Origin of the sequence: Sphingomonas sp. Leaf28 (genome assembly GCF_001421685.1) — a bacterium.
Taxonomy (GTDB): Bacteria; Pseudomonadota; Alphaproteobacteria; order Sphingomonadales; family Sphingomonadaceae; genus Sphingomonas; species Sphingomonas aurantiaca.
In genome coordinates, this window is record NZ_LMKX01000007.1 from 492,965 (window position 1) to 512,026 (window position 19,062).

At 63.1% G+C, this 19,062-nt stretch carries 28 protein-coding genes and 1 pseudogene; 15 read left to right on the forward strand and 14 right to left on the reverse strand.

Features of this window, described 5'->3' with window-relative positions:
• Nucleotides 1-41 precede the first annotated feature (41 nt).
• Genes ASE79_RS08700 through ASE79_RS08720 form a run of 5 tightly spaced genes read right to left on the reverse strand, consistent with a single transcriptional unit; the run spans nt 42 to nt 5,589 of the window.
• Nucleotides 42-908, reverse strand: coding sequence for a S49 family peptidase (locus ASE79_RS08700; RefSeq protein ID WP_056414778.1), 867 nt, complete (start codon nt 906-908; stop codon nt 42-44).
• Complete coding sequence (locus tag ASE79_RS08705; protein WP_162237028.1) at nt 901-2,637, reverse strand: phage portal protein; 1,737 nt, start codon at nt 2,635-2,637, stop codon at nt 901-903. The genes ASE79_RS08700 and ASE79_RS08705 overlap by 8 nt, the downstream gene beginning before the upstream one ends.
• A complete protein-coding gene (locus ASE79_RS08710) occupies nt 2,600-2,845 on the reverse strand; it encodes a DUF6148 family protein (protein ID WP_056414785.1) in 246 nt (81 codons plus the stop codon). The genes ASE79_RS08705 and ASE79_RS08710 overlap by 38 nt, the downstream gene beginning before the upstream one ends.
• 10 nt (nt 2,846-2,855) lie before the next feature.
• A complete protein-coding gene (locus ASE79_RS08715; RefSeq protein WP_082445195.1) occupies nt 2,856-5,018 on the reverse strand; it encodes a terminase gpA endonuclease subunit in 2,163 nt (720 codons plus the stop codon).
• A complete protein-coding gene (locus tag ASE79_RS08720; protein ID WP_156359623.1) occupies nt 4,987-5,589 on the reverse strand; it encodes a hypothetical protein in 603 nt (200 codons plus the stop codon). Before ASE79_RS08720 ends, ASE79_RS08715 begins: the two co-directional genes overlap by 32 nt.
• A 541-nt stretch (nt 5,590-6,130) precedes the next feature.
• On the opposite strand from ASE79_RS08720, the gene ASE79_RS08725 reads away from it, so the two are divergent.
• Complete coding sequence (locus ASE79_RS08725; RefSeq protein WP_056414794.1) at nt 6,131-6,730, forward strand: hypothetical protein; 600 nt, start codon at nt 6,131-6,133, stop codon at nt 6,728-6,730.
• Between the two features lie 46 nt (nt 6,731-6,776).
• Here the strand turns inward: ASE79_RS08725 and ASE79_RS08730 are convergent, their stop codons facing one another.
• Entirely contained in the window at nt 6,777-7,349 is a 573-nt protein-coding gene (locus ASE79_RS08730; protein WP_056414797.1) for a hypothetical protein, read from the reverse strand.
• Between the two features lie 103 nt (nt 7,350-7,452).
• Between ASE79_RS08730 and ASE79_RS08735 the strand changes: the two genes are divergently transcribed.
• Complete coding sequence (locus tag ASE79_RS08735) at nt 7,453-7,794, forward strand: hypothetical protein (RefSeq protein ID WP_056414800.1); 342 nt, start codon at nt 7,453-7,455, stop codon at nt 7,792-7,794.
• Between the two features lie 38 nt (nt 7,795-7,832).
• On the opposite strand, the gene ASE79_RS08740 is transcribed toward ASE79_RS08735, so the two are convergent.
• Nucleotides 7,833-8,447, reverse strand: coding sequence for a hypothetical protein (locus ASE79_RS08740; protein ID WP_056414803.1), 615 nt, complete (start codon nt 8,445-8,447; stop codon nt 7,833-7,835).
• A gap of 457 nt (nt 8,448-8,904) precedes the next feature.
• Nucleotides 8,905-9,090: pseudogene (locus ASE79_RS22065) on the reverse strand (helix-turn-helix domain-containing protein); the annotation flags it as partial.
• Nucleotides 9,091-9,128: 38 nt separating this feature from the next.
• Here ASE79_RS22065 and ASE79_RS08745 point away from each other — a divergent pair.
• The gene (locus ASE79_RS08745; protein ID WP_056414806.1) at nt 9,129-9,926 is read left to right on the forward strand and encodes a hypothetical protein; all 798 of its coding nucleotides are present in this window, start codon (nt 9,129-9,131) and stop codon (nt 9,924-9,926) included.
• On the opposite strand, the gene ASE79_RS08750 is transcribed toward ASE79_RS08745, so the two are convergent.
• The 5 genes from ASE79_RS08750 to ASE79_RS21270 all read right to left on the reverse strand — a co-directional run bounded on the left by ASE79_RS08750 (nt 9,923) and on the right by ASE79_RS21270 (nt 11,802).
• Nucleotides 9,923-10,333, reverse strand: a complete 411-nt coding sequence (locus ASE79_RS08750; RefSeq protein ID WP_056414808.1) for a hypothetical protein — start codon at nt 10,331-10,333, stop codon at nt 9,923-9,925. The genes ASE79_RS08745 and ASE79_RS08750 overlap by 4 nt on opposite strands.
• Nucleotides 10,334-10,481: 148 nt before the next feature.
• Nucleotides 10,482-10,958: a hypothetical protein gene (locus ASE79_RS08755; RefSeq protein ID WP_056414811.1), complete on the reverse strand. Its 477-nt coding sequence runs from the start codon at nt 10,956-10,958 to the stop codon at nt 10,482-10,484.
• Nucleotides 10,958-11,233, reverse strand: coding sequence for a hypothetical protein (locus ASE79_RS21265; protein WP_162237029.1), 276 nt, complete (start codon nt 11,231-11,233; stop codon nt 10,958-10,960). Before ASE79_RS21265 ends, ASE79_RS08755 begins: the two co-directional genes overlap by 1 nt.
• A gap of 104 nt (nt 11,234-11,337) precedes the next feature.
• Nucleotides 11,338-11,565 carry a hypothetical protein gene (locus ASE79_RS08760; RefSeq protein ID WP_056414814.1) on the reverse strand — a complete coding sequence of 76 codons (228 nt, stop codon included), beginning with the start codon at nt 11,563-11,565 and terminating at the stop codon, nt 11,338-11,340.
• Complete coding sequence (locus tag ASE79_RS21270) at nt 11,566-11,802, reverse strand: hypothetical protein (protein WP_056414817.1); 237 nt, start codon at nt 11,800-11,802, stop codon at nt 11,566-11,568. It lies immediately after the preceding gene.
• A 97-nt stretch (nt 11,803-11,899) separates the two neighbouring features.
• Here ASE79_RS21270 and ASE79_RS08770 point away from each other — a divergent pair, with 97 nt between their 5' ends.
• Nucleotides 11,900-12,637 carry a S24 family peptidase gene (locus ASE79_RS08770; protein ID WP_056414820.1) on the forward strand — a complete coding sequence of 246 codons (738 nt, stop codon included), beginning with the start codon at nt 11,900-11,902 and terminating at the stop codon, nt 12,635-12,637.
• Here the strand turns inward: ASE79_RS08770 and ASE79_RS21420 are convergent, their stop codons facing one another.
• Complete coding sequence (locus tag ASE79_RS21420) at nt 12,638-13,441, reverse strand: SHOCT domain-containing protein (protein WP_082445198.1); 804 nt, start codon at nt 13,439-13,441, stop codon at nt 12,638-12,640.
• A 500-nt stretch (nt 13,442-13,941) separates the two neighbouring features.
• Between ASE79_RS21420 and ASE79_RS21275 the strand changes: the two genes are divergently transcribed.
• The 11 genes from ASE79_RS21275 to ASE79_RS08825 all read left to right on the forward strand — a co-directional run bounded on the left by ASE79_RS21275 (nt 13,942) and on the right by ASE79_RS08825 (nt 18,575).
• Nucleotides 13,942-14,169 (forward strand): DUF1364 domain-containing protein, encoded by a 228-nt coding sequence (locus ASE79_RS21275; RefSeq protein WP_162237030.1) that lies wholly within the window; start codon nt 13,942-13,944, stop codon nt 14,167-14,169.
• Nucleotides 14,166-14,621, forward strand: coding sequence for a hypothetical protein (locus tag ASE79_RS08785; RefSeq protein WP_056414826.1), 456 nt, complete (start codon nt 14,166-14,168; stop codon nt 14,619-14,621). Before ASE79_RS21275 ends, ASE79_RS08785 begins: the two co-directional genes overlap by 4 nt.
• 20 nt (nt 14,622-14,641) lie before the next feature.
• Entirely contained in the window at nt 14,642-15,052 is a 411-nt protein-coding gene (locus ASE79_RS08790) for a hypothetical protein (protein ID WP_056414829.1), read from the forward strand.
• A 115-nt stretch (nt 15,053-15,167) separates the two neighbouring features.
• Nucleotides 15,168-15,422: a hypothetical protein gene (locus tag ASE79_RS08795; RefSeq protein ID WP_056414832.1), complete on the forward strand. Its 255-nt coding sequence runs from the start codon at nt 15,168-15,170 to the stop codon at nt 15,420-15,422.
• On the forward strand, nt 15,416-15,868 hold the full coding sequence (locus ASE79_RS08800) for a hypothetical protein (protein ID WP_235516824.1): 453 nt from the start codon (nt 15,416-15,418) through the stop codon (nt 15,866-15,868). Before ASE79_RS08795 ends, ASE79_RS08800 begins: the two co-directional genes overlap by 7 nt.
• Complete coding sequence (locus ASE79_RS08805) at nt 15,868-16,059, forward strand: hypothetical protein (RefSeq protein ID WP_056414838.1); 192 nt, start codon at nt 15,868-15,870, stop codon at nt 16,057-16,059. The genes ASE79_RS08800 and ASE79_RS08805 overlap by 1 nt, the downstream gene beginning before the upstream one ends.
• The gene (locus ASE79_RS08810) at nt 16,052-16,882 is read left to right on the forward strand and encodes a MazG-like family protein (RefSeq protein WP_156359626.1); all 831 of its coding nucleotides are present in this window, start codon (nt 16,052-16,054) and stop codon (nt 16,880-16,882) included. Before ASE79_RS08805 ends, ASE79_RS08810 begins: the two co-directional genes overlap by 8 nt.
• Nucleotides 16,879-17,067: a hypothetical protein gene (locus ASE79_RS08815; RefSeq protein ID WP_056414844.1), complete on the forward strand. Its 189-nt coding sequence runs from the start codon at nt 16,879-16,881 to the stop codon at nt 17,065-17,067. The genes ASE79_RS08810 and ASE79_RS08815 overlap by 4 nt, the downstream gene beginning before the upstream one ends.
• A complete protein-coding gene (locus tag ASE79_RS20950; protein WP_156359627.1) occupies nt 17,064-17,348 on the forward strand; it encodes a hypothetical protein in 285 nt (94 codons plus the stop codon). The genes ASE79_RS08815 and ASE79_RS20950 overlap by 4 nt, the downstream gene beginning before the upstream one ends.
• Nucleotides 17,345-17,581: a hypothetical protein gene (locus tag ASE79_RS08820; RefSeq protein ID WP_156359628.1), complete on the forward strand. Its 237-nt coding sequence runs from the start codon at nt 17,345-17,347 to the stop codon at nt 17,579-17,581. The genes ASE79_RS20950 and ASE79_RS08820 overlap by 4 nt, the downstream gene beginning before the upstream one ends.
• Complete coding sequence (locus tag ASE79_RS08825) at nt 17,571-18,575, forward strand: site-specific integrase (RefSeq protein WP_056414851.1); 1,005 nt, start codon at nt 17,571-17,573, stop codon at nt 18,573-18,575. Before ASE79_RS08820 ends, ASE79_RS08825 begins: the two co-directional genes overlap by 11 nt.
• Nucleotides 18,576-19,062: the final 487 nt, after the last annotated feature.

Here is a 19,062-nt window from a genome sequence, read left to right on the forward strand (position 1 = left end):
GCGCTCACGGCCCAAGGTTCACGCCCGGGGTGGGCGGAAAGTCAGATGGCGTCGGCCATCGCGGCGGCGCGCTTGCGCATCAGCGCCAGACGCGCGCGGCTCGAACTTAGTTTGCCTACGACATCGCGCAGCGTCATCACGCCGTCGGTCACGCCGAGCGTTGCGGCGCGCGCAGCTGGGAAGGTGCGGCCGGAGCCGTGAATCCCCGGAACAGCCGACGCATCGATGCCGCGCCCGCGCGCGATCGCCGCGATAAAAGCCTCGTTCATTTCGTCGATCTCTGCCTGCATCTCGGCGCGATCTTCGTCCGTGAGCGGCGCATAAGGATGTCCGGCGATCTTTTCGGGGTCGGACGCGATCAGCGTGGTCTTCATGCCGATCTTGTCCTCGAAACCGGACATGTCGACATGGCCGCCACGAACGCCGACTGACCCGACGCCGCCGCTGGTCGAGGCGTAATAGGCGGTGCCCTGCGTGCAGATCCAATGCGACGCGGAATAGGAATACGGGCTAGCGACCGCGATCACCGGCTTGCTCTGGCGAACCTCGTAAACCGCATCGCCGGCTTCGGCGGTGCCGTAGACGAGGCCGCCAGGGCTCATGGCCGCGATGACGATCGCGCCGACCGACGTATCTGCGCCGAGCTCGCGCATTTGGTTGGCGAACCGCTCCGTCGACGTGCCGCCGTAACTGCCCTTCGGCGACAGCGGACCGTTGAGAGGGATGATGACGGTGGCGCCGTCGCGTACTGGGTCTGCCGGCTTCGCTGCCACCGCGCCGCCGCCGAACGCAGCCAGCGCCTTCAGCGCGTCGGGTAACATCGCGTCGATCGACCCGCGCTTCAGCAGGTCGCCGAGCGCGTCGGGGTGCATGGCCCACAGAGTGCGGGCGCCGAAGGTCTCAAGCATCCTTGACGTCCTCTTTCTTCTTAGGGGGCTCGACGTCGTTGCCGTCATCGACGTTGCCCGCAGGCGTGCCGGGCGAGACCGCCACGGGGAGACCCTCGGCCTTCCAGGCGCGATGCTCACGGCCGCGGCGGCGGACGTTCTGGCGGTAGCTGCCGCCGGTCAGCTCGGCGGTGATCTCTTCGCCGGTCTGCCAGCCATTGTCCTGGCGGATTTTGTAACCGTTGGCCTCCTGCGCCATGTTCAGCGCGATCTTGCCATCACCGCGCCAGTCGACGCCGGTCCAAGCGGCGCGGATCGCGAGGTCGCGGAAGAAGCCGGGCATGGCGTAGTCGCCGCGCGCTACCTTCTCGGCGATGAAGCAGATGTACGTCGGCACGCACCAGTCGCCGCCGAACCACGCGCGCTCGGCGCGGATGTCGAGGTACATCGCCTCTAGCTCCGCCTTGCTGGCGGTGTAGCTGGAGTTAAACATCAGCATCAGGATGCCGGAAGGCACGCCGATCGCCGCACCGATCTGCCGCACGATCGCTTCGAAGAACGGGTTGAACGCGGAGTTTGGCCGGCCTGGTGACTTGATTTCGACCTCGGCCTCGCTGTCGATCTCCATGACCGAGCCAGACTCGAACTTGTACTGGGGCGCCGAGGGCGGAATGTCGTATGCTGGGCCGGTGGCGCCTTCGCCTGGCTCTACGCCGTCGCCCTCGTCACCGTAATCCGGCTCGGGCATTGGCGTCGCGCCAGGCGATTTATAGACGACGGCAATCATCGCCGACATCACCGACGCGAACAACTCGGCGTCAGACAGATCCGACACCATCTTAAGCGGCTCGAGGACCGTGGCGAGCATGCCGACGCCGCGGACCTGTTCGGCGCGTTCCTTCTTGTAGACGTGCACGACACGCGGAAGGTTTAGATCAGTATCCCATGCCTCGATCCGCTCCGGCACCTGAGCGGCAGCGCTGATCAACTGCAGATCACCGGGGTGCTGCTTGAGGATATGATAAGCGACCGGGTTCCAGTGCTGATCGACCTCCACGCCACCAGCGATGACATTGCCAGTGCGCGGATCGACCGCGCCGTCTGCGACGGTGGGCGGGTTGCGCAACCGATCGGCTTCGACCAGCTGCCACGCGGTCAACGTCACCCGGCCGGGCTGGTTGTCGGGCATCACGCGCAACGCGAGCATGTCGCCGGACGTCACCGTGCCGCGTTCAACGATCGCTTGGACACCGTAGCCGGTTGCCTGGCGCGACGCGTCGACGTCCTTCGACGACATATACGCATCGTAATCCGTCGCGATGCGCTGTTCCCACGCTTCCTGCTCATCCGCTGACAGGCCCAGCACGGTACCGTTGATGGCGGGAATCGCCATCAACCCGGTGCCGATAGTGAACGTGACCTTCCGGTGGATCGCCGCGGTGGCGATTGGCTGGTTCATCGCGGCGTCGCGCTGCTCGGCGCGCAGTCGCTCCGAACCCGGTAGGTTGTCCGCGTTGGCTGATCGCGCCCGGGCAAACCAGCCGCGGCGCTTGCCGCGGTCTGGTTGCGCACCGCGGTACCCGCCGGCGCCTCCGAAGACAGATGCGCTCGCCGCCATACGCGTGCGGGCGTTGATACGCGCCTCGGCCGCCGCCGGGTTCACTACGGCGATCGCGCGATCGATCAGATTAGGCTGAACGCGGAATTTCACGTCAGCGCATCCGATAGGAGCCGCCGCGGACGCGGCCAACGGCGCGCGCGGGGGGCGGGTTCGGGTTCAGGCGATCGACGTGACGCTGCCAGTAAACGAGACCCTCGCGGATTTCCTTCAGATCGGCGCGCGTCAGCTTGCGGTCGCCCATCTCATAGGACTGGCTCCCCAGCACCTTTGCCTCGGCGGCAAGATACTGTTCGAGGCGCGCGACCGCGACCGCCAAGGTAATGCCCAACGCTGCCATGAGAATTCCTTCAGTGCGAGCGGACGGTGCGGACGGATCGGCGCGGCTTGGGCCGCGTGGGCCCAGTCGGCTTGGCCTGGACGACCCTCGGGCCGGCTGGGGTCGGCGTCGGCGGCTGCGGGGTGGCATCCGGGTCGTTTGTTGGCTCTGCGATGCGCGCGGCGCCCTTGGGACGAGGCGGTCGTGCCCATTGGGGCACGTTGGTCAGGTTCTGATCGAGCCCGATCATGCGGAGCATGACGACGAGCGCGTACACGAACAGATCCCAGCTCTCGTTCCTGACGCCCTCCGGCTTCTCCCAAAGCCCCTCGACCTTTTCCTCGGCGCGCAGTTCGGCGATCGCCTTGGCGGGGAAGTCGGTTGGTATGTCCATGTACGCCGGCCCCGGAGCGGGGCGGCGCATACGGTAATCCGCAATGTCCTTCATGCGGTTGACGTTCGGGATCCAGAGTTCGCACTCGGGCAGGCCCTTGACCTGCCGCTTGGCGTCAACGGTTGGGGCCGGCAGCAAGCGGCTACCCGGCTTATTGCCGCCTTTCAGGAGCATGATGGCGGTTGCAGGCAGAGCCGCGCGGCGCGCCTTACGGCTGCCGGTGACCATGTCTGACCACCACGCATAGGCGTTGTCAGTTGCATCGTCGGTACCGCCGGTGTCGATGCCGGTGCAGAACACTTTCATGCGCAGCGAGGGATCACGCTGCAGCGGATAGGTGCGGCTCAGCACCTTCTCATAAAGAACTGACCAGTGCTCGCGACGACGGAACGGCTCGAGCTTGGTGATGCCGTCGGAGAGCGTCAGGATATCGAAGCGATCGATGATCCAGGTGCGGTTGCCGACCCCATGGCCGACCGCCATCACCGAGAACCGATCGATGCCAAGATCGACCGTCATGGTTATCGCCACAATGCCGTCGGGCACGACGCCCATCTTATAGCCCGATGCTTCGGCGCGCTCGGTCAGCGCGTCCGCGGTCACCGGCGCGTCTGCGCTCGACCGGCTGACATAGTTGCGGCCCACCTTCGTCTGGAAGAAGGACTTGAGCGGACCTTCGTCCTGATGCTCTTCAAACCGCAGTTCGGCGGTACGATACTGCCGTGCGAGCGTGGACCAGGGCGCAAGCCCGAACGTGCCGTCGAACCAGTAGCTATCGGTCGCGTTCGGCTCGATCACGCCGGTCTTTCCGCCAGTCACCGCCCGCTCACCGCGCCCGATCCACCGGCCGGTCTTCATCAGCAGCGGCTTGTCCTTCTGCCCGTGGACGCCTCCGCACGTCGGGCAGCCGAGATAGACGGTTGAAGCTGCCTCAAGGGCAGTGCCGTCGCGCTGAAAGTCGAGGCGTTCCCACGCCATCTCGAACGGATCGCCGCAAGAGAGGCAGTCGACCCACCACCGCTTGCTCGTGCCGGCGGCGACCAAGGGTTCGATGCCCCGTTTCGCGCCCAGCTTCGGTGACGAGTTGACGTATAGCTTCCAGCCGTAGCCCTGGAACGACGTGGTGCGGCCTTCGAACAGCGAGACAGCATCACCCTGGTCGCCGATGTCCTGATCGAAATCGTCGTAATCGTCGAGACGACCGCGCGAGAACGGGCGTGCGCGAAAGTTCGGACCGGTCGGCCAGAGGAAGTGCCAGTCGCAGCCGCGGAACTGCTTGAGGTAGATATTGTCCGCGCTGGCGCTGTCGAGCTGGCGCGCGGCGACGTCGGGGCATTCCTCGAGCAGCTTGTTGATCTGGGTCGTGACGTACGACGCGGTCAGTTCCCGGGTCGGGGAATAGAACGCCATGTCCGCCGGGTCGTAGATGACCGAGTGGACCTGCCAGTTGTTGCCGATCTCAGACTTGCCCATCTGGCTGGGCCCGATCACCGCGATAATCGCGTACGTGCTCGTCATTGCCAGGGAGTTGGTCGGGTCTTCGAGATGCTGCGAAGGCTCGGGGCTGTCCTTCCACGGCCCACTATATGCACCGGGATTGCGCAGGAACCGGTGCCGGTTGGCAGCCTCCGACGGCGCGATCTTCTCGGGAAACGCTACGTCGCGAAACGCGCGCCTGATCGCCTCCCGCGCATTGCCGAATTTAGGCGGCTCGCGCGTCTGCTGCATGAGCAGCGAGAGAGCACCGAGGCGGGCATGGGTCGGCGCGCTAGCCGGTGTCGTCAGAGTCGACGTCGACATCGAGCTTATCCACGAACTGCTTCAGCTTCTCCGCGATCAGATCGTCGATCGCGGTCTCGACCTCGCGATCGAGCGCGAAGCGACGCCGGATGGTGGGGCCGATCGCCTGCAGCTGGCGCCGGAGCTCGATTACGGCGTTGACCGTCTCGCCTTCGATATCGGCGACGCGACACAATTCGCCGATCGATTGGCGGTAGACCAGCTCAGCCTCGCCCGCCTTGAACTCCTCGTAACGCTGCTTCCCGGTCAGCAGCAGGCCGTCGTCATCGCCAGCGTCGCCAAGCATTTGCAGCCGGAGTTCGGCGAGCGCTTGCTGGCGGGCGTTGTCGATGCCGTCGCCGGCGCCGCGGGTTCGGTACCAGGCGAGCGCCGCCTCAGCCGCGATCTTGTATCCGACGCCCCGGCGTCCGCGAGCGAGCAACCAGTCGGCTTCCGCCGGCGCCTGCTTCAGATGGTTCCGCATCGTCTCCGGCGTGACGCCGCAAAGCGATGCAAATTCATCCAGGCTGACGATCAGCTCGTTAGATTTGCGCTTTCGCGGCGCCTGTCGAGGCGTTGCTGCTCTCGCCATCCGACCTCCCGCGTGCCTTCAGCAGCCGGCCGGCAAATCCAAAAGCGTAATAATAAGGCGTAACGTTTTTCGAACACGGGAAACGCGCGCGCGTCGCGCTGTCGCCCCCCCCATGCTCACGACCTTGCTGGGAGGACCCAACGGGGGGGGGCAGGGCAGCCTACCGACCTCGGACTGCCGCCCTTAGATCGATTGCAGCTTGTTCCGCCTCAGCGATAAGTCGCTCACTTCGCCCGTGGTGGCGCGACCCACTAGCCATGTCCTCGGCGATACGCAGCATGCGCATGCCAATAGCTTCGACATTGTCAGCGGTGGTGAGCCGCAATTGCGGTGCAGCCATCCAGACCTCCCGACACAAAAAAAGCCGCAACCCGTTCGGGCGCGGCTCTAACAACTGATTAGCTGGATAGCTTGCGGGGGTGATGGCGTCAACCTCTTACAAAGATGCATTATGAATGTTCTATCCGATTGACCTACCACGTGAATCTTCACAGTCTCCGAGCACAAGGCCTGGGGAGGCCTGCTTAAGAGGGGATAAATAATGAAGATCGCTATCGGTGCGCTTGCTTGCGCGCTCGCTTTCGCTGCGCCTACCGTTCAGGCTCAGGTTGCGCCAACTACTGCCACAGCCACGACCATGGGCACACTGCGAGCCGGCACGTCGGTCCCGCTCAAGATGTCCGAAGTGCTTTCGACAAAAGGCAAAAAGCTAAAGGTCGGCCAGCGTTTCCAGCTTGAAACGGCGGAGAACGTCACGGTTGATGGAAACGTAGTTATCCCTGCGGGAAGCCCTGCGGTCGGGGAAATTACCGAGGTTCGCAATAAAGGGATGTGGGGCAAGTCGGGGCGCATTAACGCACGAGTTCTCTACGTCCGTGCCAACGGTCGACAGATCCGCATGACGGGTTCGCTGGATGATAAGGGCACCACGGGAACCGCTGGCGTCGTCGGCGCCGTCGCCCTGCTCCCAATCGCTGGTTTCTTCATGACCGGCACTAGCGCTGAGATCCCGCTCGGTGCACCAGTGCATGCGTTCGTTGACGAGGACATCTCCGTTGCTGTCGTCCCGGCCTCCGCACCAATGATAGTTGCGCCGGCCGCGCCCGTCGCAGTGAACGTTGGCGTCCCAGCAAAGAAGTAGTCGGTTCGCCCTCTCGGCGGGCTTCCGGCGAGAGGGCCTTCAATCATTAGGACAACCGCTCCTTCATCGCGATAATGTCAGCCACGAACTGCACGGTTGTCCGAGCAGCGCTCACCTGGTCATTCCGGCAAGTTGTGAGGTCGGATCCGGCAAAGCCTGCGGCCATGTCGAAGCGGCACACGTTCTCGAAAAGGTTCCAGTACTTTGCCGGCACGTAGCCCTTGATCCGCCTAAGATCGTCGAGGGCTTCTTGCTCCGCCCACCCGTTACCCTGACCGGCGCCGGGGATGCGCGCCAAATCCATAACCAAGCCTTTGCCACCGAGCCGCGACCATAGTGTCTCGCAGTGGTCGATCGCGGCGACTTGGCTATCTGACAGCAGCTTGGCAGCCTTCCAGCGCGCGATGGGCGTACCACCCCGGTTGATCAGTGTGTGTTCGGTCACCACGCGACCGGCGTCGCGCAGAGGCACGTCCACAATCGCATGCATGCCCCGCGCGACCTGAATCGCCGGGGCACCGATAGCCTCTCCCTTCGACTTTATCGCCTCAACCATGCGCTGCGCCGGTGTCTTCGACTGCCGCTTGATCTTCGTGCTGGTCTTCGCTGCCCGCCCCATCGTCTCAACCCTCGCCTAGTTCAAATATGTATCGGGCGTTGCCGCCCGAGTGATAGATTTTGGATCGTCGCGCGTTGGTTGCGTTCCAAACACGGAGATCATCATGACCGACAACAAAGCGCCCGAGCCTGTCGACAACGTCAGCCTCAAATCGAGCGACGCTGATCGAACGGCGGACGGCTTTGGCAGAGGCACGGGCTATTCCGGCGACGAATACGATAGCGCCAACCACGCAGCGGAGCGCCACCTGCAGAACCGTGACGGTGCCAAAAATGCGGGTGCTGACGAAGCGGCCGCCGGTCGTGACATTCCGCCGGAAGCTGGCAAACGTGCCTACATCGACAACAAAACCGGGGAGGTCCACGGTAGCGGATCCGGTGCTGGTGGTGGCAATCCCGGCGAAGATATCGACCTTGACACCTCTGGAAGCGCTTCGAAGGTTTGACAGACAGAACTCGGCTAGAGATCGGCGCCGATAGCCGGTCATGCTGCCATCTGTCTGTCGTAGGCATCGCCGGGATCGACACCGAATAGGCGTATATAGTCGGCCCGGGTCGGCCGGCTGCCGGGCGTCTCTGTCGCGCCAGGCACCGGCGCCAGCCGTGAAGGGTCACGAACGGCCCCGGCGGTACGCCCGATCTTAAAGCTAGCGATGATCTCGGCAGCCTCGGCGGGCGTGCAACGGTCGGGCTCTGGCAGGGCATTGGACCGAGCAGCGGCAACCGGCGCGGCAAGGCGCTTACGTCGGGCCCACGCCTCGCTGATCTCTGCCATGATGGCCGGAACAACCTTCGACGGGTGGTCAGCTTTCTGCATGGCTGCTTCTGCGCCGCGCTGGAGCAACCCGATCGGGATGCCATCAAGCGCGATACGGGCGGCTTCGAACCAAGTGTCTTGGCTGTCCTCGTCCATTCCGACGGGTGCGACCAGCTGGAGGCACGGCAGCAGCGTGGTAATGAACTGATCATCCGACGCCGGCTTTAGGTCCCGATAGTCCGCGGCGAGCTTTGAATCGCTCGGCAGCATCGACCGTGCGACCGTGACCGCTCCTCGACTGCCCGTTTCCGCCCACACGTCCGTTCCCTGATCGCTGTCCATCTCGTTTGTCCTGTTCGATAATCCATTTGGACAGCGCCTGCTGCCAGTCGAGTTTGCGGCCGATCCCGTCCTTATCTTCGGCATTTGCTGCCCACAGCCGGAAGGTTTCGACGGCTGACCGCGACCATTCCGCACCGCGCCTATCAGCCACCTCCCGTGCCAGGGTGCCGTCAGCGAACCGGGTTGGCCTCCAGTCGGCAGGCAACCGGAAGGGCTTCAGCCGTGGTTCGGTCGAGCGTGCACGCTTCGAAGAAGGCGAAGCCTTCGGAGAAGTGATGTGTCCTGACGTATTGTCCGCAGCGGCTGCGGGGGTGGGCGTCGCTGGCTGCGGGGGTGCAATCGCTGCGGGGGTGCGACGCTTGCGGGGCGCAACATCTGCGGGGGTGCAATCGCTGCGGGGGTGCAAGGTATACGTGCAGCCTTTACCCGGACGCTCATGGCGCGTCAGGTGGCCGGCGGCGGCCATCGACTTGATGGCGCCCTGAATCGTGCGCTCACTTTTTCGCGTCTTGTTCACAAGCTGCGCGATCGAAGGCCAGCATCCGCCCTCGTCGTTCGACCAATCTGCGAGCGCGAGCAGGATAAGCATCTCACTATCGGGTAGGTCTAGGCCCCAGACCTGCGTCATTATCCGAATGCTCATGACTTGATCTCGCTACGCGTAGCTCTAGGCTGTGACGAATGGCGCAAGAACTTATCGTCCCCGGACCTGTCGCGGTCATCGAGTACAAGAACAAAAAGCCAGTCGACCTTCTTGAGCTCACCGTTTCGCTGCGTGCGATTGGGCAGGCATATCGCCGCTATGCGGCGCAAGAGCTTCCAGAGGGCTCCCGAGCAAGGCTCGCAATCGGTACGCTCGAAACCGGAAGCATTATCGCGAAACTTGTGCCGATGCTGGAGGCGGCTGACTGGCTGATAGGGCACCGCGATATAGTCGGACCCTTCGTGGCTCAATTTGGCGAGATTATGGAGACCATCAGATCGTTTCCGCCAAAAGCACGAGCACTGCCGAAGGAAGATGTGCGTGCTGCCAAGGATGTCACTAAGCCGCTCAACGGCGATAAGGACGCCCAGTTTAATATCTATGCCGCCGAGGGCGCACATATAGTGACGAACGTATACAACTTTGGCCCGAACGGAATGAGCGATATTCGCAAGCATGCAGACATCATACTCGGCGGCTTTCCCGGCGAATACGCAATCGAAAACCAGCCCATGGTACTGTTTCAACTTCGCGACGGACCGGCAGGCCCGACTGGTGACTATGGTTTCATCGACCGGTTCTCGGACCAGCCCGTGCGAATACGTTGGCTCAGCGCAGAAGCGAAAGATGCGGTAATTGGACGGCGCGAGAATGTGTTCGACTTTGTATACTTCGTCAGCGGCACTGCGCGGACGGCCGGCGGCGCCATCGCGACTTATGATATACGTCGCGTCGAGGACGTCGCGTTGAAGCCTCCAGGTGCAAGGCACGCCTAACTGCACGGCTCACCTGCCTCAGCGCGCAACTTTTCGGCATGCTCGATCATCGCCGCCGCGCGGTCGTCGAGCGCATCAGCCGCCGCCCGCAGATCATCGCATGACACGCCGCGTTCAGCCGCCGTCTTGGCGCGCAGGCTGCGAGGCTCAATGCCCATGGCCTCGGCGAGCGCAGCGGCGCTGCCAAGCAAGGCGCCTGCCTTCATCAGCCCAGCCATCCGAGGAACGGACAACAGGTGTGTTGTGTGAGCCGCTTTGGCGGTTCGCTTAGACGCCTGTCGCCTGGCCTCGTCGTCCGCCTCCCGTTTCCGCCGCGCATCGCCACGCGCGCGCATCGCCACGTCGAGGTCGGCCATGTTGGAAAGGTGAGCCGGTTTAGCGGCGCACGTGGGGGTATCGGTCTGCATGTCAGGTCATCTCCGAGGGGCAGAGGCGGTTGATGCTGTTGCACCAAGGCGCGAAAGGCTGCCCGCAGCACCGGGCTCAACTGGTGCTGCGCTATTGAGCGCGTCCATAGTCATCTCCGTTGCGGGGTTATCCGCGTGATTTCGTGGTTTAGGCTTTCGGTCGACCGGCCGACGACATCGGCAACACCGTCGCGATGATCATGTCGGCGGCTTCTTGGCAGCCCGGTTGTTCGGTGTGATCGATGCGCCCGTCGGCTGCTGCCGTGGCGATCGTGGACAGGTGAGCCATCGCGGTTGCTGCGATCAGCATAGGCTGCATCGCGTCCGGATCATCTAGGCGGCGGCCAGCGTAGCCCATGAGCGCCAGCAGCGCATTGACGGCGCGATCGCCAAGGACCGAGGCGATCGAGAACGCATCCTCCATCGTCACCCGACGTTGCTTGGCCGGGTCTCGGGACATGATGGCGTCCAGCGTATAGACGTTCACCCCGGCCTCGCTGGCGAGAGACGCTCGCGTGAAGCTGCGGTCAATCGTGTATGCCCGGTCGATCTGACGGCGTAGGGTGTCCCTGATACGTTCGTCCGACACTATGGGGCCGGATTGGGCGGCGTTACCGTCCTGCATCAGATATCTCCCTGTGAATGAAGACCGGAGACCCGACCACCGCGACGAACGCGATCAAGGCGTCCATCGACAACTTGATACCCAGCGCGCTGGATATCACCGCCAAAGCCGTCCCGCTCGTCTTCGACGAAGTCTGTGTGCTCGCCGGTGGCTGGCATCAGGGAGTGAATGAACGCGCTTCGCGCACGCTCAGCAAACAGGCGGCCAGCCACGTAGCCTGCGGCAACAAGAGCGATTTTCGAAACAAAAGGGCCGCGAGCGACCGGACTGATCAACTCGCGGCTAGGTTTAGCCCGAGCACGGGGGTTAACCGACTCAGACCTCAAAATTATTCCGGCAACCGTGGAACGAGTCCATCTGTAGAAATATACAAATCTGGTCATGCCGCTTTCCGATCACGGGAGGGGCAAACAGGCTTTTGGCAGGTGCGGATCTGGTCCGACGCCTTGCAGCCGCACGAGACGCAGTGGCTGAATTCCAACACCGGGATTTCCGGGTTCGGGTCGCTGACGGTGAAGCCGTCGTGGCGCTTGCCGTTGATCATGATCGCGACCACCGGAGCCGCCGCGACGCGCGCGCTCATCTCGAAGGGGAGGGTGAGAAGCATCTATGCTGCTTCCTTCTGTTCTGCGGGGGTGGCCGCCGCCTCCGCGTCGCGCTTAGCCATGAAGCGCGTGATGCGTCCGGCAGTGTCTAGGCTCGGCGAACGCCCGTTGCGTAGGCTATCGATTAGCTGCGGTTCGCCTGTAGCGTCACGGCCGAAGCGTGTTGGCCGCATACTATGACGGTCGAGGAATGCGTCGATCGAAGCGACGAGCTCTTTGGTGGTCGGCAGCGTGATCATGCAGCCTAGTATGTCAGCGATATCTCACAATGCAAGCGGATTGTGTGAGCAATCGCTTTCATCGCGAAATTTGCGCAAGTTAGCTATTGCTTACAATATGACGACGCCAGATCCTATTTCTCTATTCGACCGCCTGATGGCCGTAAAGCCGACGGGGCTCTCCCCGAATGCATGGACAGGGCGCGCCGGCGTGAACCGGAGCGTTTTCAACGATATCCGGAAGCGCGATTCAGCCAACGTCACGACCCTTGAAAAGCTGCTTTCCGCTATCGGGGTGACGCTGGCTGACTTTGAGGCTGGTGTACGCGCTGTGGACAAATATGCGCCCGCTCTGTCCGATCCGCTGAAAGCGCCAGTTCAGGCTTTCCGCGGAGACGATCGTCCGCGTGATGTGCCGATTGTCGGCTCGGCGGAATGCGGTGAGGTCGAGTTCGCATCAGATGGCGGCGTATCTATGATCGAGGCCATGGAGCTCGACTTCGACAACGTTGTCGATCACGTTCGTCGACCGGTAACCCTCGATAACAAGCGTGAGGTGTACGCGATCTACTATACCGGCCATTCGATGGCTCCACGGTATGAAACGGGCGAGCTTGGGTATGTTGACCCAGGCCGCCCGCCGAAGGTGCGGGATTACGTCATCGTGCAGTTGCGCCGGCCCGACCACCATGACGGAGAACGCGTTTGCCGCGTTCTAGCCAAAAGGCTGGTCCGAATGTCGGCTAGTTATATCGAGCTCGAGCAGTTCAACCCGCCTGCGATATTTCGAGTAGACCGGAAAGAGGTCAAACATATTCACAGGATAATTCCGTGGGACGAACTGGTATCATTCTAGCTACTTGCTGAGCAATGTGGCTTTCTGAGATTGAAATTCGGATTCAGTGAGGATGCCGCGATCCCGCAGCGCAGCTAGCTTGGTGAGTTCGTCGGCAATGCTCGACCTGCCTTGAGCCGATGCAGGCATAGACGTATCTTCGAGCATTCCGGGCTGCGGCTCGGGCAGCGATGCCGAGAACTTCTCGCAACCTGCCGCTACCAGCCCATAACGGTTCGTTCCGCTATCCATGTCGGTGAACGTCGTGCGGCCATCGTTTATCACGACGACGAAGGTGGTTGACCCCGTGAATCCACCCATGCGGTTCTTCGCGTTGACTTGTCCGCATGTCACCCAGCCCGTAATTCGCTTTTGCAACAGCGGCTTCCAGTAGCCGTTCACAAAGCCGAAGGGCCACGTGAATTGGGCGCTGGACGGATCGATTAGCCTTTGTCGCAGTGCCGTTTCAGCGTTGTGGCGCCATTCACCAAAATTCGGTGCTGGTGCGATCGGCGCGGGCCTCCCGCCCTCCCCGGGGAAGGTCTCAGCACTGTTCCCAGCGTCGACCCATCTCCAACGAAAGTAATCGTCTGAGGCGGTCTTCCAGTCGGTAATCCCGGACGATGTATGCGTGGCGATCTTTGCCGCCATCATCCGCCGCTGCGTATCTGTAGTCTGCGGCGCGGACCAAGCTCCCTGGAGCCGAAGTGCTGCTGAACCTTCGCTCAGGCAGTTTGAGGTGGAGCACGGCGCGCCCGGTACCTGCGCGGTCGCCGCGGAAGGCAGCGCTAGGCAAGCTAAAGCCAAGCTCATACGTTTGTTCATCAATCCCACCCCTGTTGCCGAAGCAATAGCATCGAAGGGGCATGTGAGAAAATGTAAGCGTTCGCTGAAATAGGGTTTGACTGTAAGCGAACGCTGAATGTAAGCGTATGCCAACAGGCCATACCGGCTTGTCGGGAGACGATCGTGGCCGAGCAGGCTTCTTCAGATTGGATCGAGCATGATGGCGCAGGGTGCCCTGTCTCGGATTTGGCTCGGGTCCAGGTGTGGTTCCGGTTCGACCGCGATGCGCGTGCCGCTGAGCGTTCCAACCACGTAGACGGCGTTTCGGCGTACGGTCTCCGAGATTGCTGGACGCATCAGGACGCTGCTTCCGACATCATCAAATACCGGGTGGTCGCATGATGCGCGTCGACACCCGCCCGCGCCACCGCAATAGCGGCAAGGCTGACCTCCAGCGCCGATTCCCGACGCACCTTTCCTGGCTGCGCAAGCGCCCATGCCTGATCGAGGGCCGGGCCGGGCACGTCTGCTCGGGCCGCATGGAGGCATCACACTCCGACGCCGACGGATCGAAGGGAATGGGGCTCAAGAGCCACGACTTCACCGCCGTACCGCTCTGCTCCGCGGCACACGCCGAGAAGGATAGCATCGGCCTTGAGACGTGGCAGGCCAAGTACAAGGTCAACCACGCCGAGGCGGGCCGCGCGTACGGCGCGCAGTCCCCGCATAAGGCGCGCTGGGCCGATGTCGCTGGGGCTCCGCGATGACCGGCCGCACCATCAAGTCGCACGACCCGGATCTCGACCAGTCGATTCTCGATATCTCGGGCGCCGTGCTGCGGCTTTCCAACGCCGAGACCGCGCTGATCCTGGCTTACGAGGAAGAGCAGAAGAAGGGATCGATGGGGCGCGTCGCCTATGCGGTCGCTAGCAAGCGGGCGATCGAGTCCACGATCAGCGGGCACGCAAGCCGTCTGCAGATTCCGCCCATCGCCCTTCGGGTGATCATCTCACAGCACGACCGGCTTCGGGAGAAGATGGGTCGCCGGCCGAACATGGACCAGCTGGTCGCCGCGGTCGAAGCTGCCGAGGCGGGCTTTCACGAGCGCGCCCAGACCGACCGCGCCGCGATGATCGAGGCGAGATACCACGCCAAGCGGTCGCACAAGTATGCCGAGGATAGCACGGCTGCCTCGAAGTACCTGAGGGCCTGCGCATGACGGCCCCTCGCGAGCGCCTCATGGGCGAGATCATCGGCCGGCAGCCCGCAACCTATCTGATCACGCCGTCGAAGCCCCGGCCAGCCTGGTACGGGACCATCGAAGGCGGAGAGAAGACCGGCTTCGGGGGGCACAGCATCACCGGAGGCAAGCGGTTCACGAACGAGCAGGCCCGGGAATGCATCAGCCGTGGTCTCGATGTGCTGACGGCGCCGGCGATCACCGTTAAGCGCAACTCGAGCATCGACGAGATCTGGTCCGGCGCGCACGGGCCTCGCCCGGTCTACCAGTTCGAGTGCCCTATCATCCGGAGGATGGCTGACGGCCGGGTCCGCGTGATCGCGCCCAGTGGCGTCGAGAAGATCGTCGAGGCTGACGGCTGGACCTCGCCCGATCGGAAGCAGTCATCGCGTCGGAGCATGGCTGCATGACCCGCCAGCTGCCCGACCCGGCCACCTTCACCTGCGCCGATCCCCGCGCGCTAACCGAACTCATCTTCCGCACCGCGCAGCGTGGGAACGCGCGCCAACCGATCGGACCCCGCTCATGAACTGGACACCCTTCATGCATGGCCTCGGTATCGGCTGCCTGATCTGCATTGCGTCGATCGCGGTCGCCATCATCGTCGACTCGCTCGTCCCCAACTGGCGCCGCATCTGGGACACCGCCTGCGGGCGACCTTGGCCGATCGCGCGCCACCCCGTTTCCCCGACTGCCTCGGTCCTGCCCCTCAGGACGTCTGTTCCAAAGTTGCGCGCTGTCGAGGCCGACGCGCAGCCAACCCATAAGGTCGCTTGCTGATGTTCGTCGTGTTCGATCTCGACGGTACGATCGCGAACTGCGACCACCGTCTCCACCATATCCAGCTTCCAGCCGCGCACGATGCCGAATGGCCGGAGCAGAACTGGGATGCGTTCTACGCCGCATGCAATGGCGATACCCCGATCTGGCCTATCCAGGCGGTCGCAGCCGCGATGATCGATCAGGGGCACCGTGTCGAGTTCTGGACCGGGCGTTCAGACCAGTGCCGGCCGCAGACCGAGCAGTGGCTCTACGACAACGGTTTCGACGGCGTACCCGTCCGGATGCGTGTGGGCGGCGATCGCACCGCTGACCATCGCCTGAAGGCAGCATGGCTGGCCGAGCACGGCCGCCCTGACCTCATCTTCGAAAATCGCGCTGCAGTCGTCGCCATGTGGCGCTCACATGGCATCGTGTGCTGCCAAGTCGCGCCGGGGGACTTCTGATGGCTGATGTAGCCGACATGGCGAACGACGTCGCCCAGGCAGCGCTCGATCGAAGCATCCGCGCCGCGCGCGCGCCGATGCCGATCGGCGTCCCCGGCGAGTGCACCGAATGCGGCGACTATAGCCCGCGCCTCGTCATCGGCCGCTGCGCTCCCTGCCGTGAACCTAAGAAGGGATATGCCCGTGGTTGATCAATTATCCGCCGTCACGCGCGAGGACGCTCTGGCGTTCGCCGACGAGGCCTTCCGCAATCGTGACATCACCTTCAGCCACCGCGATGTAGTCGACATGGTCGGCGCGCTCGGCACGTTCCTGAGCCGCCACCGCCTCGCCTCTGTATCATCCGCGAGTGCAGAGCCTTTCTTGGCCCAGTTGCGGCGCGTCAATCTGGCGCGGTACGAGGCATGGGTCGAAGGTGCCGACGCGGGCATAATGTTCGATGCGCTCGAATTGGGCGGCGAGGTCGGCGAACTGCTGAACGTCGTCAAGAAGCTGGAACGCGAGGAGCGCGGCTGGCGTGGGTCGCGGGAAGCGCCGAAGGATTTCGCAGACGAGTGTGCCGACGTGTTGATCTGCCTCGACAAGCTCGCCCGCCGTCGCAACGTCGATCTAACCGCCGTCACGATTTCGAAGTTCAACGCCACCAGCGAGAAGGTTGGACTGTCGCACCGCCTGGAAGCGTCGGTCGGTAGCGGCGCCCCAGCCGAACAAGAGGTTTCGGTCTCGGTCGCTGAGTGCGTCGAGCCCCGCCCAGTCGGTGATTCCAAGATCGTACAGGTCGAAGATTGTACGGGTCCGCAACGGGGAGCCGAAGGTGTTCCGCGGGATCATGCCGGCGCGCATACCAAAGGCGCTCAGACCCGGGAAGCTTTCCTGGCTCAGGCGGTCACCAATATTCTGCCGATCGGTGACAGTCGTGCGCCCGGCGATCGGGTCATTCCGATCTATGTCCGCATGGATGAACTTCGCGCCCTTCGTGAGCTCGCTGCCGTGTCCGTCGGAGCGGCAAAATGAGCGGCGCACAAGCGACGGGCCAGACCGTGATCTTCTTCCGAGCGGAATGCTTCTACCCCCTCATCCTGTCGGAAAAAGTTCCTACCGCAAAGGAATTTGCAGATCATGCTGCGCTCAACCCCGGCACCATGCGGATAGAGGACATGAGCGGCAATGTGATCTGGCCGGAAGGAACGCGGCAATGACCCCGACCACCAACACCGAGGGGGCTGTCACAGACGTGGCGGCGATTGCGAGGCGTCGAATTGCGCAGATTCTTGTCCGGTCGAGAGGCGCACCTGTCACGGCTTCGGATGATGTTTGGCCGGGAGCAGTCGCGCATTACGAAGAGATGTGCGCGCAATGGCCCGAGTTCCGCGACGAACGCGCCCTCGTCAACGATGCTTTCCGAGCTGCTGACAATCTGATTTCGGCCTTCCCGACTATCGCATCCCACCTCACAGAACAGGGGGTAACAGCATCATGAGCGCTGCACCGTATTGGCCGCGCATGCTCAAGCGATCGACGGCCGCCCAGTATTGCGAGCTCACACCGCAGCAGTTCGATGCCGAGGTCTATGCTGGCCGCCTGCCGATGTCGGTAGCGATGGCCGGCGGGCCGCGGTGGGACCGCGCAGCCTTGGACACCAGCCTCGACGAGATGTCGGGCGAGGGCAACGACTGGCGCAAGGATCAACCGGGGCTGCGAAGTGCCGCATGATCTCCCCAAATATGTGAAGCGGGTTCGGTCCAAGGGCCGAGAGTACCTGTACTTCGACACCGGTAAGGTGATCGACGGCAAGCGCCTCATGACGCGGCTGCCGCCACTTCGGTCAATGGAGTTTGGAGGCAGCTATGCCGCACTGATGGGCCACCGGAATCGGAAGGCGAAGTCGGTGCTGATGACCGTCCCCATCCTGGTCGACCTGTATCAGCGCGGCGCCGCCTACGGTGCGCTGGCTCCATCTTCGCGGAAACTCTACGACATCTACCTGCGCCGCTTGGAGAAGGATCTGCCGACCGCGCCAGTCACCGGCATTACGAAGGGCGATATCCGAACGCTGCTCGACAAGATGGCAGCCACGCCGGGCGCAGCGAACGCGTTCCTTCGGACCGCCGGTGCCCTGTTCTCATGGGCCGCCGACCGCGACCACATCGCTAAGAATCCGTGCGACGGTATAGCCATGATGGAGGGGGGTGAGCATGAGCCGTGGCCGCAGCCAGTGTTGCGCGCAGCGCTGGCATCTGACGATGCTACGGTACGGCTGCTTGTCCACCTGCTCTATTACACCGCACAGCGTCTCGGCGACGTTCTCAAGATGACCTGGTCGGACATCGTCGACGATCGCGTCGCGGTCTATCAGGACAAGACGAAGAAGAAGCTGAGCATTCCGCTCCACAGCGCGCTCAGCGGTGAGCTTGCCAAGCAGGTCCGCACCGAAGGCCCGATCTGTCGGACGCCCCGCGGCGCGCCGCTCCGTGACGACAACGCGCGGAAGGTTCTCAAGGCGTTCTCTGCCGCCGCCGGCGCGCCCAGCGTGCCGCACGGCCTGCGCAAGAACGCCGTCATCGCTTTGCTCGAGGCGGGATGCTCGACCGCGGAAACCGCTTCGGTCAGCGGGCAATCGCTTCAGATGGTCGAGCTATATGCTCGGCAGCGTAACCAATCGACGCTCGCCGACTCCGCGCTCGCGCGGTGGGAGAGCAAATCGTGAACTTACAAACAGTGGAAAACTCCGCTCGCGACTCACGCAATTCCGCCATCTCGGGTTATGTGTCAATTAACCCGACATTGCTGGCGACCGCGCGCCTGACGAGCGAAGCGGTAATAGTACAGAAACGGGACGCCGTTGTGAGTTTGTGATCTAGTTAGAGCCAAAATGGATGTTATTTATCCGGGACGAGTCGGACGTACCGGAGGGATGATGAGCGGGTTGGTTGTCATGGTTGCGGCCGGAGCGGCAAGCGTGGGGGTTGCTGGATTTCTTGCAAACCGATCAATTCAGCAAAAGCGGCGGCGTGCACGACGGCTCGAACGGCGGCGGCAGAGAGAGCAGGCTTGGGAAGCGCTTCAGCAACGCAACGCTGGCCCCACCATTAGCTGAAACTCGATGCTGAGGGTCGCTAGCGAGACCCTACGCTAAAATGGACGCTTCCGGGCGGCTGCGTCCCATCGCCGCAAAGCTCGAGATGTCAGCGCCC

Bases quoted from the DNA above. Each gene is read 5' to 3' on its own strand.
- ASE79_RS08700 (WP_056414778.1), bottom strand. From the start codon at position 908: ATGCTTGAGACCTTCGGCGCCCGCACTCTGTGGGCCATGCACCCCGAC.
- ASE79_RS08710 (WP_056414785.1), bottom strand. From the start codon at position 2,845: ATGGCAGCGTTGGGCATTACCTTGGCGGTCGCGGTCGCGCGCCTCGAA.
- ASE79_RS08715 (WP_082445195.1), bottom strand. From the start codon at position 5,018: ATGTCGACGTCGACTCTGACGACACCGGCTAGCGCGCCGACCCATGCC.
- ASE79_RS08720 (WP_156359623.1), bottom strand. From the start codon at position 5,589: ATGGCGAGAGCAGCAACGCCTCGACAGGCGCCGCGAAAGCGCAAATCT.
- ASE79_RS08725 (WP_056414794.1), top strand. From the start codon at position 6,131: ATGAAGATCGCTATCGGTGCGCTTGCTTGCGCGCTCGCTTTCGCTGCG.
- ASE79_RS08730 (WP_056414797.1), bottom strand. From the start codon at position 7,349: ATGGGGCGGGCAGCGAAGACCAGCACGAAGATCAAGCGGCAGTCGAAG.
- ASE79_RS08735 (WP_056414800.1), top strand. From the start codon at position 7,453: ATGACCGACAACAAAGCGCCCGAGCCTGTCGACAACGTCAGCCTCAAA.
- ASE79_RS08740 (WP_056414803.1), bottom strand. From the start codon at position 8,447: ATGGACAGCGATCAGGGAACGGACGTGTGGGCGGAAACGGGCAGTCGA.
- ASE79_RS08745 (WP_056414806.1), top strand. From the start codon at position 9,129: ATGGCGCAAGAACTTATCGTCCCCGGACCTGTCGCGGTCATCGAGTAC.
- ASE79_RS08750 (WP_056414808.1), bottom strand. From the start codon at position 10,333: ATGCAGACCGATACCCCCACGTGCGCCGCTAAACCGGCTCACCTTTCC.
- ASE79_RS08755 (WP_056414811.1), bottom strand. From the start codon at position 10,958: ATGCAGGACGGTAACGCCGCCCAATCCGGCCCCATAGTGTCGGACGAA.
- ASE79_RS08760 (WP_056414814.1), bottom strand. From the start codon at position 11,565: ATGCTTCTCACCCTCCCCTTCGAGATGAGCGCGCGCGTCGCGGCGGCT.
- ASE79_RS21270 (WP_056414817.1), bottom strand. From the start codon at position 11,802: ATGATCACGCTGCCGACCACCAAAGAGCTCGTCGCTTCGATCGACGCA.
- ASE79_RS08770 (WP_056414820.1), top strand. From the start codon at position 11,900: ATGACGACGCCAGATCCTATTTCTCTATTCGACCGCCTGATGGCCGTA.
- ASE79_RS21420 (WP_082445198.1), bottom strand. From the start codon at position 13,441: ATGAACAAACGTATGAGCTTGGCTTTAGCTTGCCTAGCGCTGCCTTCC.
- ASE79_RS21275 (WP_162237030.1), top strand. From the start codon at position 13,942: ATGGAGGCATCACACTCCGACGCCGACGGATCGAAGGGAATGGGGCTC.
- ASE79_RS08785 (WP_056414826.1), top strand. From the start codon at position 14,166: ATGACCGGCCGCACCATCAAGTCGCACGACCCGGATCTCGACCAGTCG.
- ASE79_RS08790 (WP_056414829.1), top strand. From the start codon at position 14,642: ATGGGCGAGATCATCGGCCGGCAGCCCGCAACCTATCTGATCACGCCG.
- ASE79_RS08795 (WP_056414832.1), top strand. From the start codon at position 15,168: ATGAACTGGACACCCTTCATGCATGGCCTCGGTATCGGCTGCCTGATC.
- ASE79_RS08805 (WP_056414838.1), top strand. From the start codon at position 15,868: ATGGCTGATGTAGCCGACATGGCGAACGACGTCGCCCAGGCAGCGCTC.
- ASE79_RS08815 (WP_056414844.1), top strand. From the start codon at position 16,879: ATGAGCGGCGCACAAGCGACGGGCCAGACCGTGATCTTCTTCCGAGCG.
- ASE79_RS20950 (WP_156359627.1), top strand. From the start codon at position 17,064: ATGACCCCGACCACCAACACCGAGGGGGCTGTCACAGACGTGGCGGCG.
- ASE79_RS08820 (WP_156359628.1), top strand. From the start codon at position 17,345: ATGAGCGCTGCACCGTATTGGCCGCGCATGCTCAAGCGATCGACGGCC.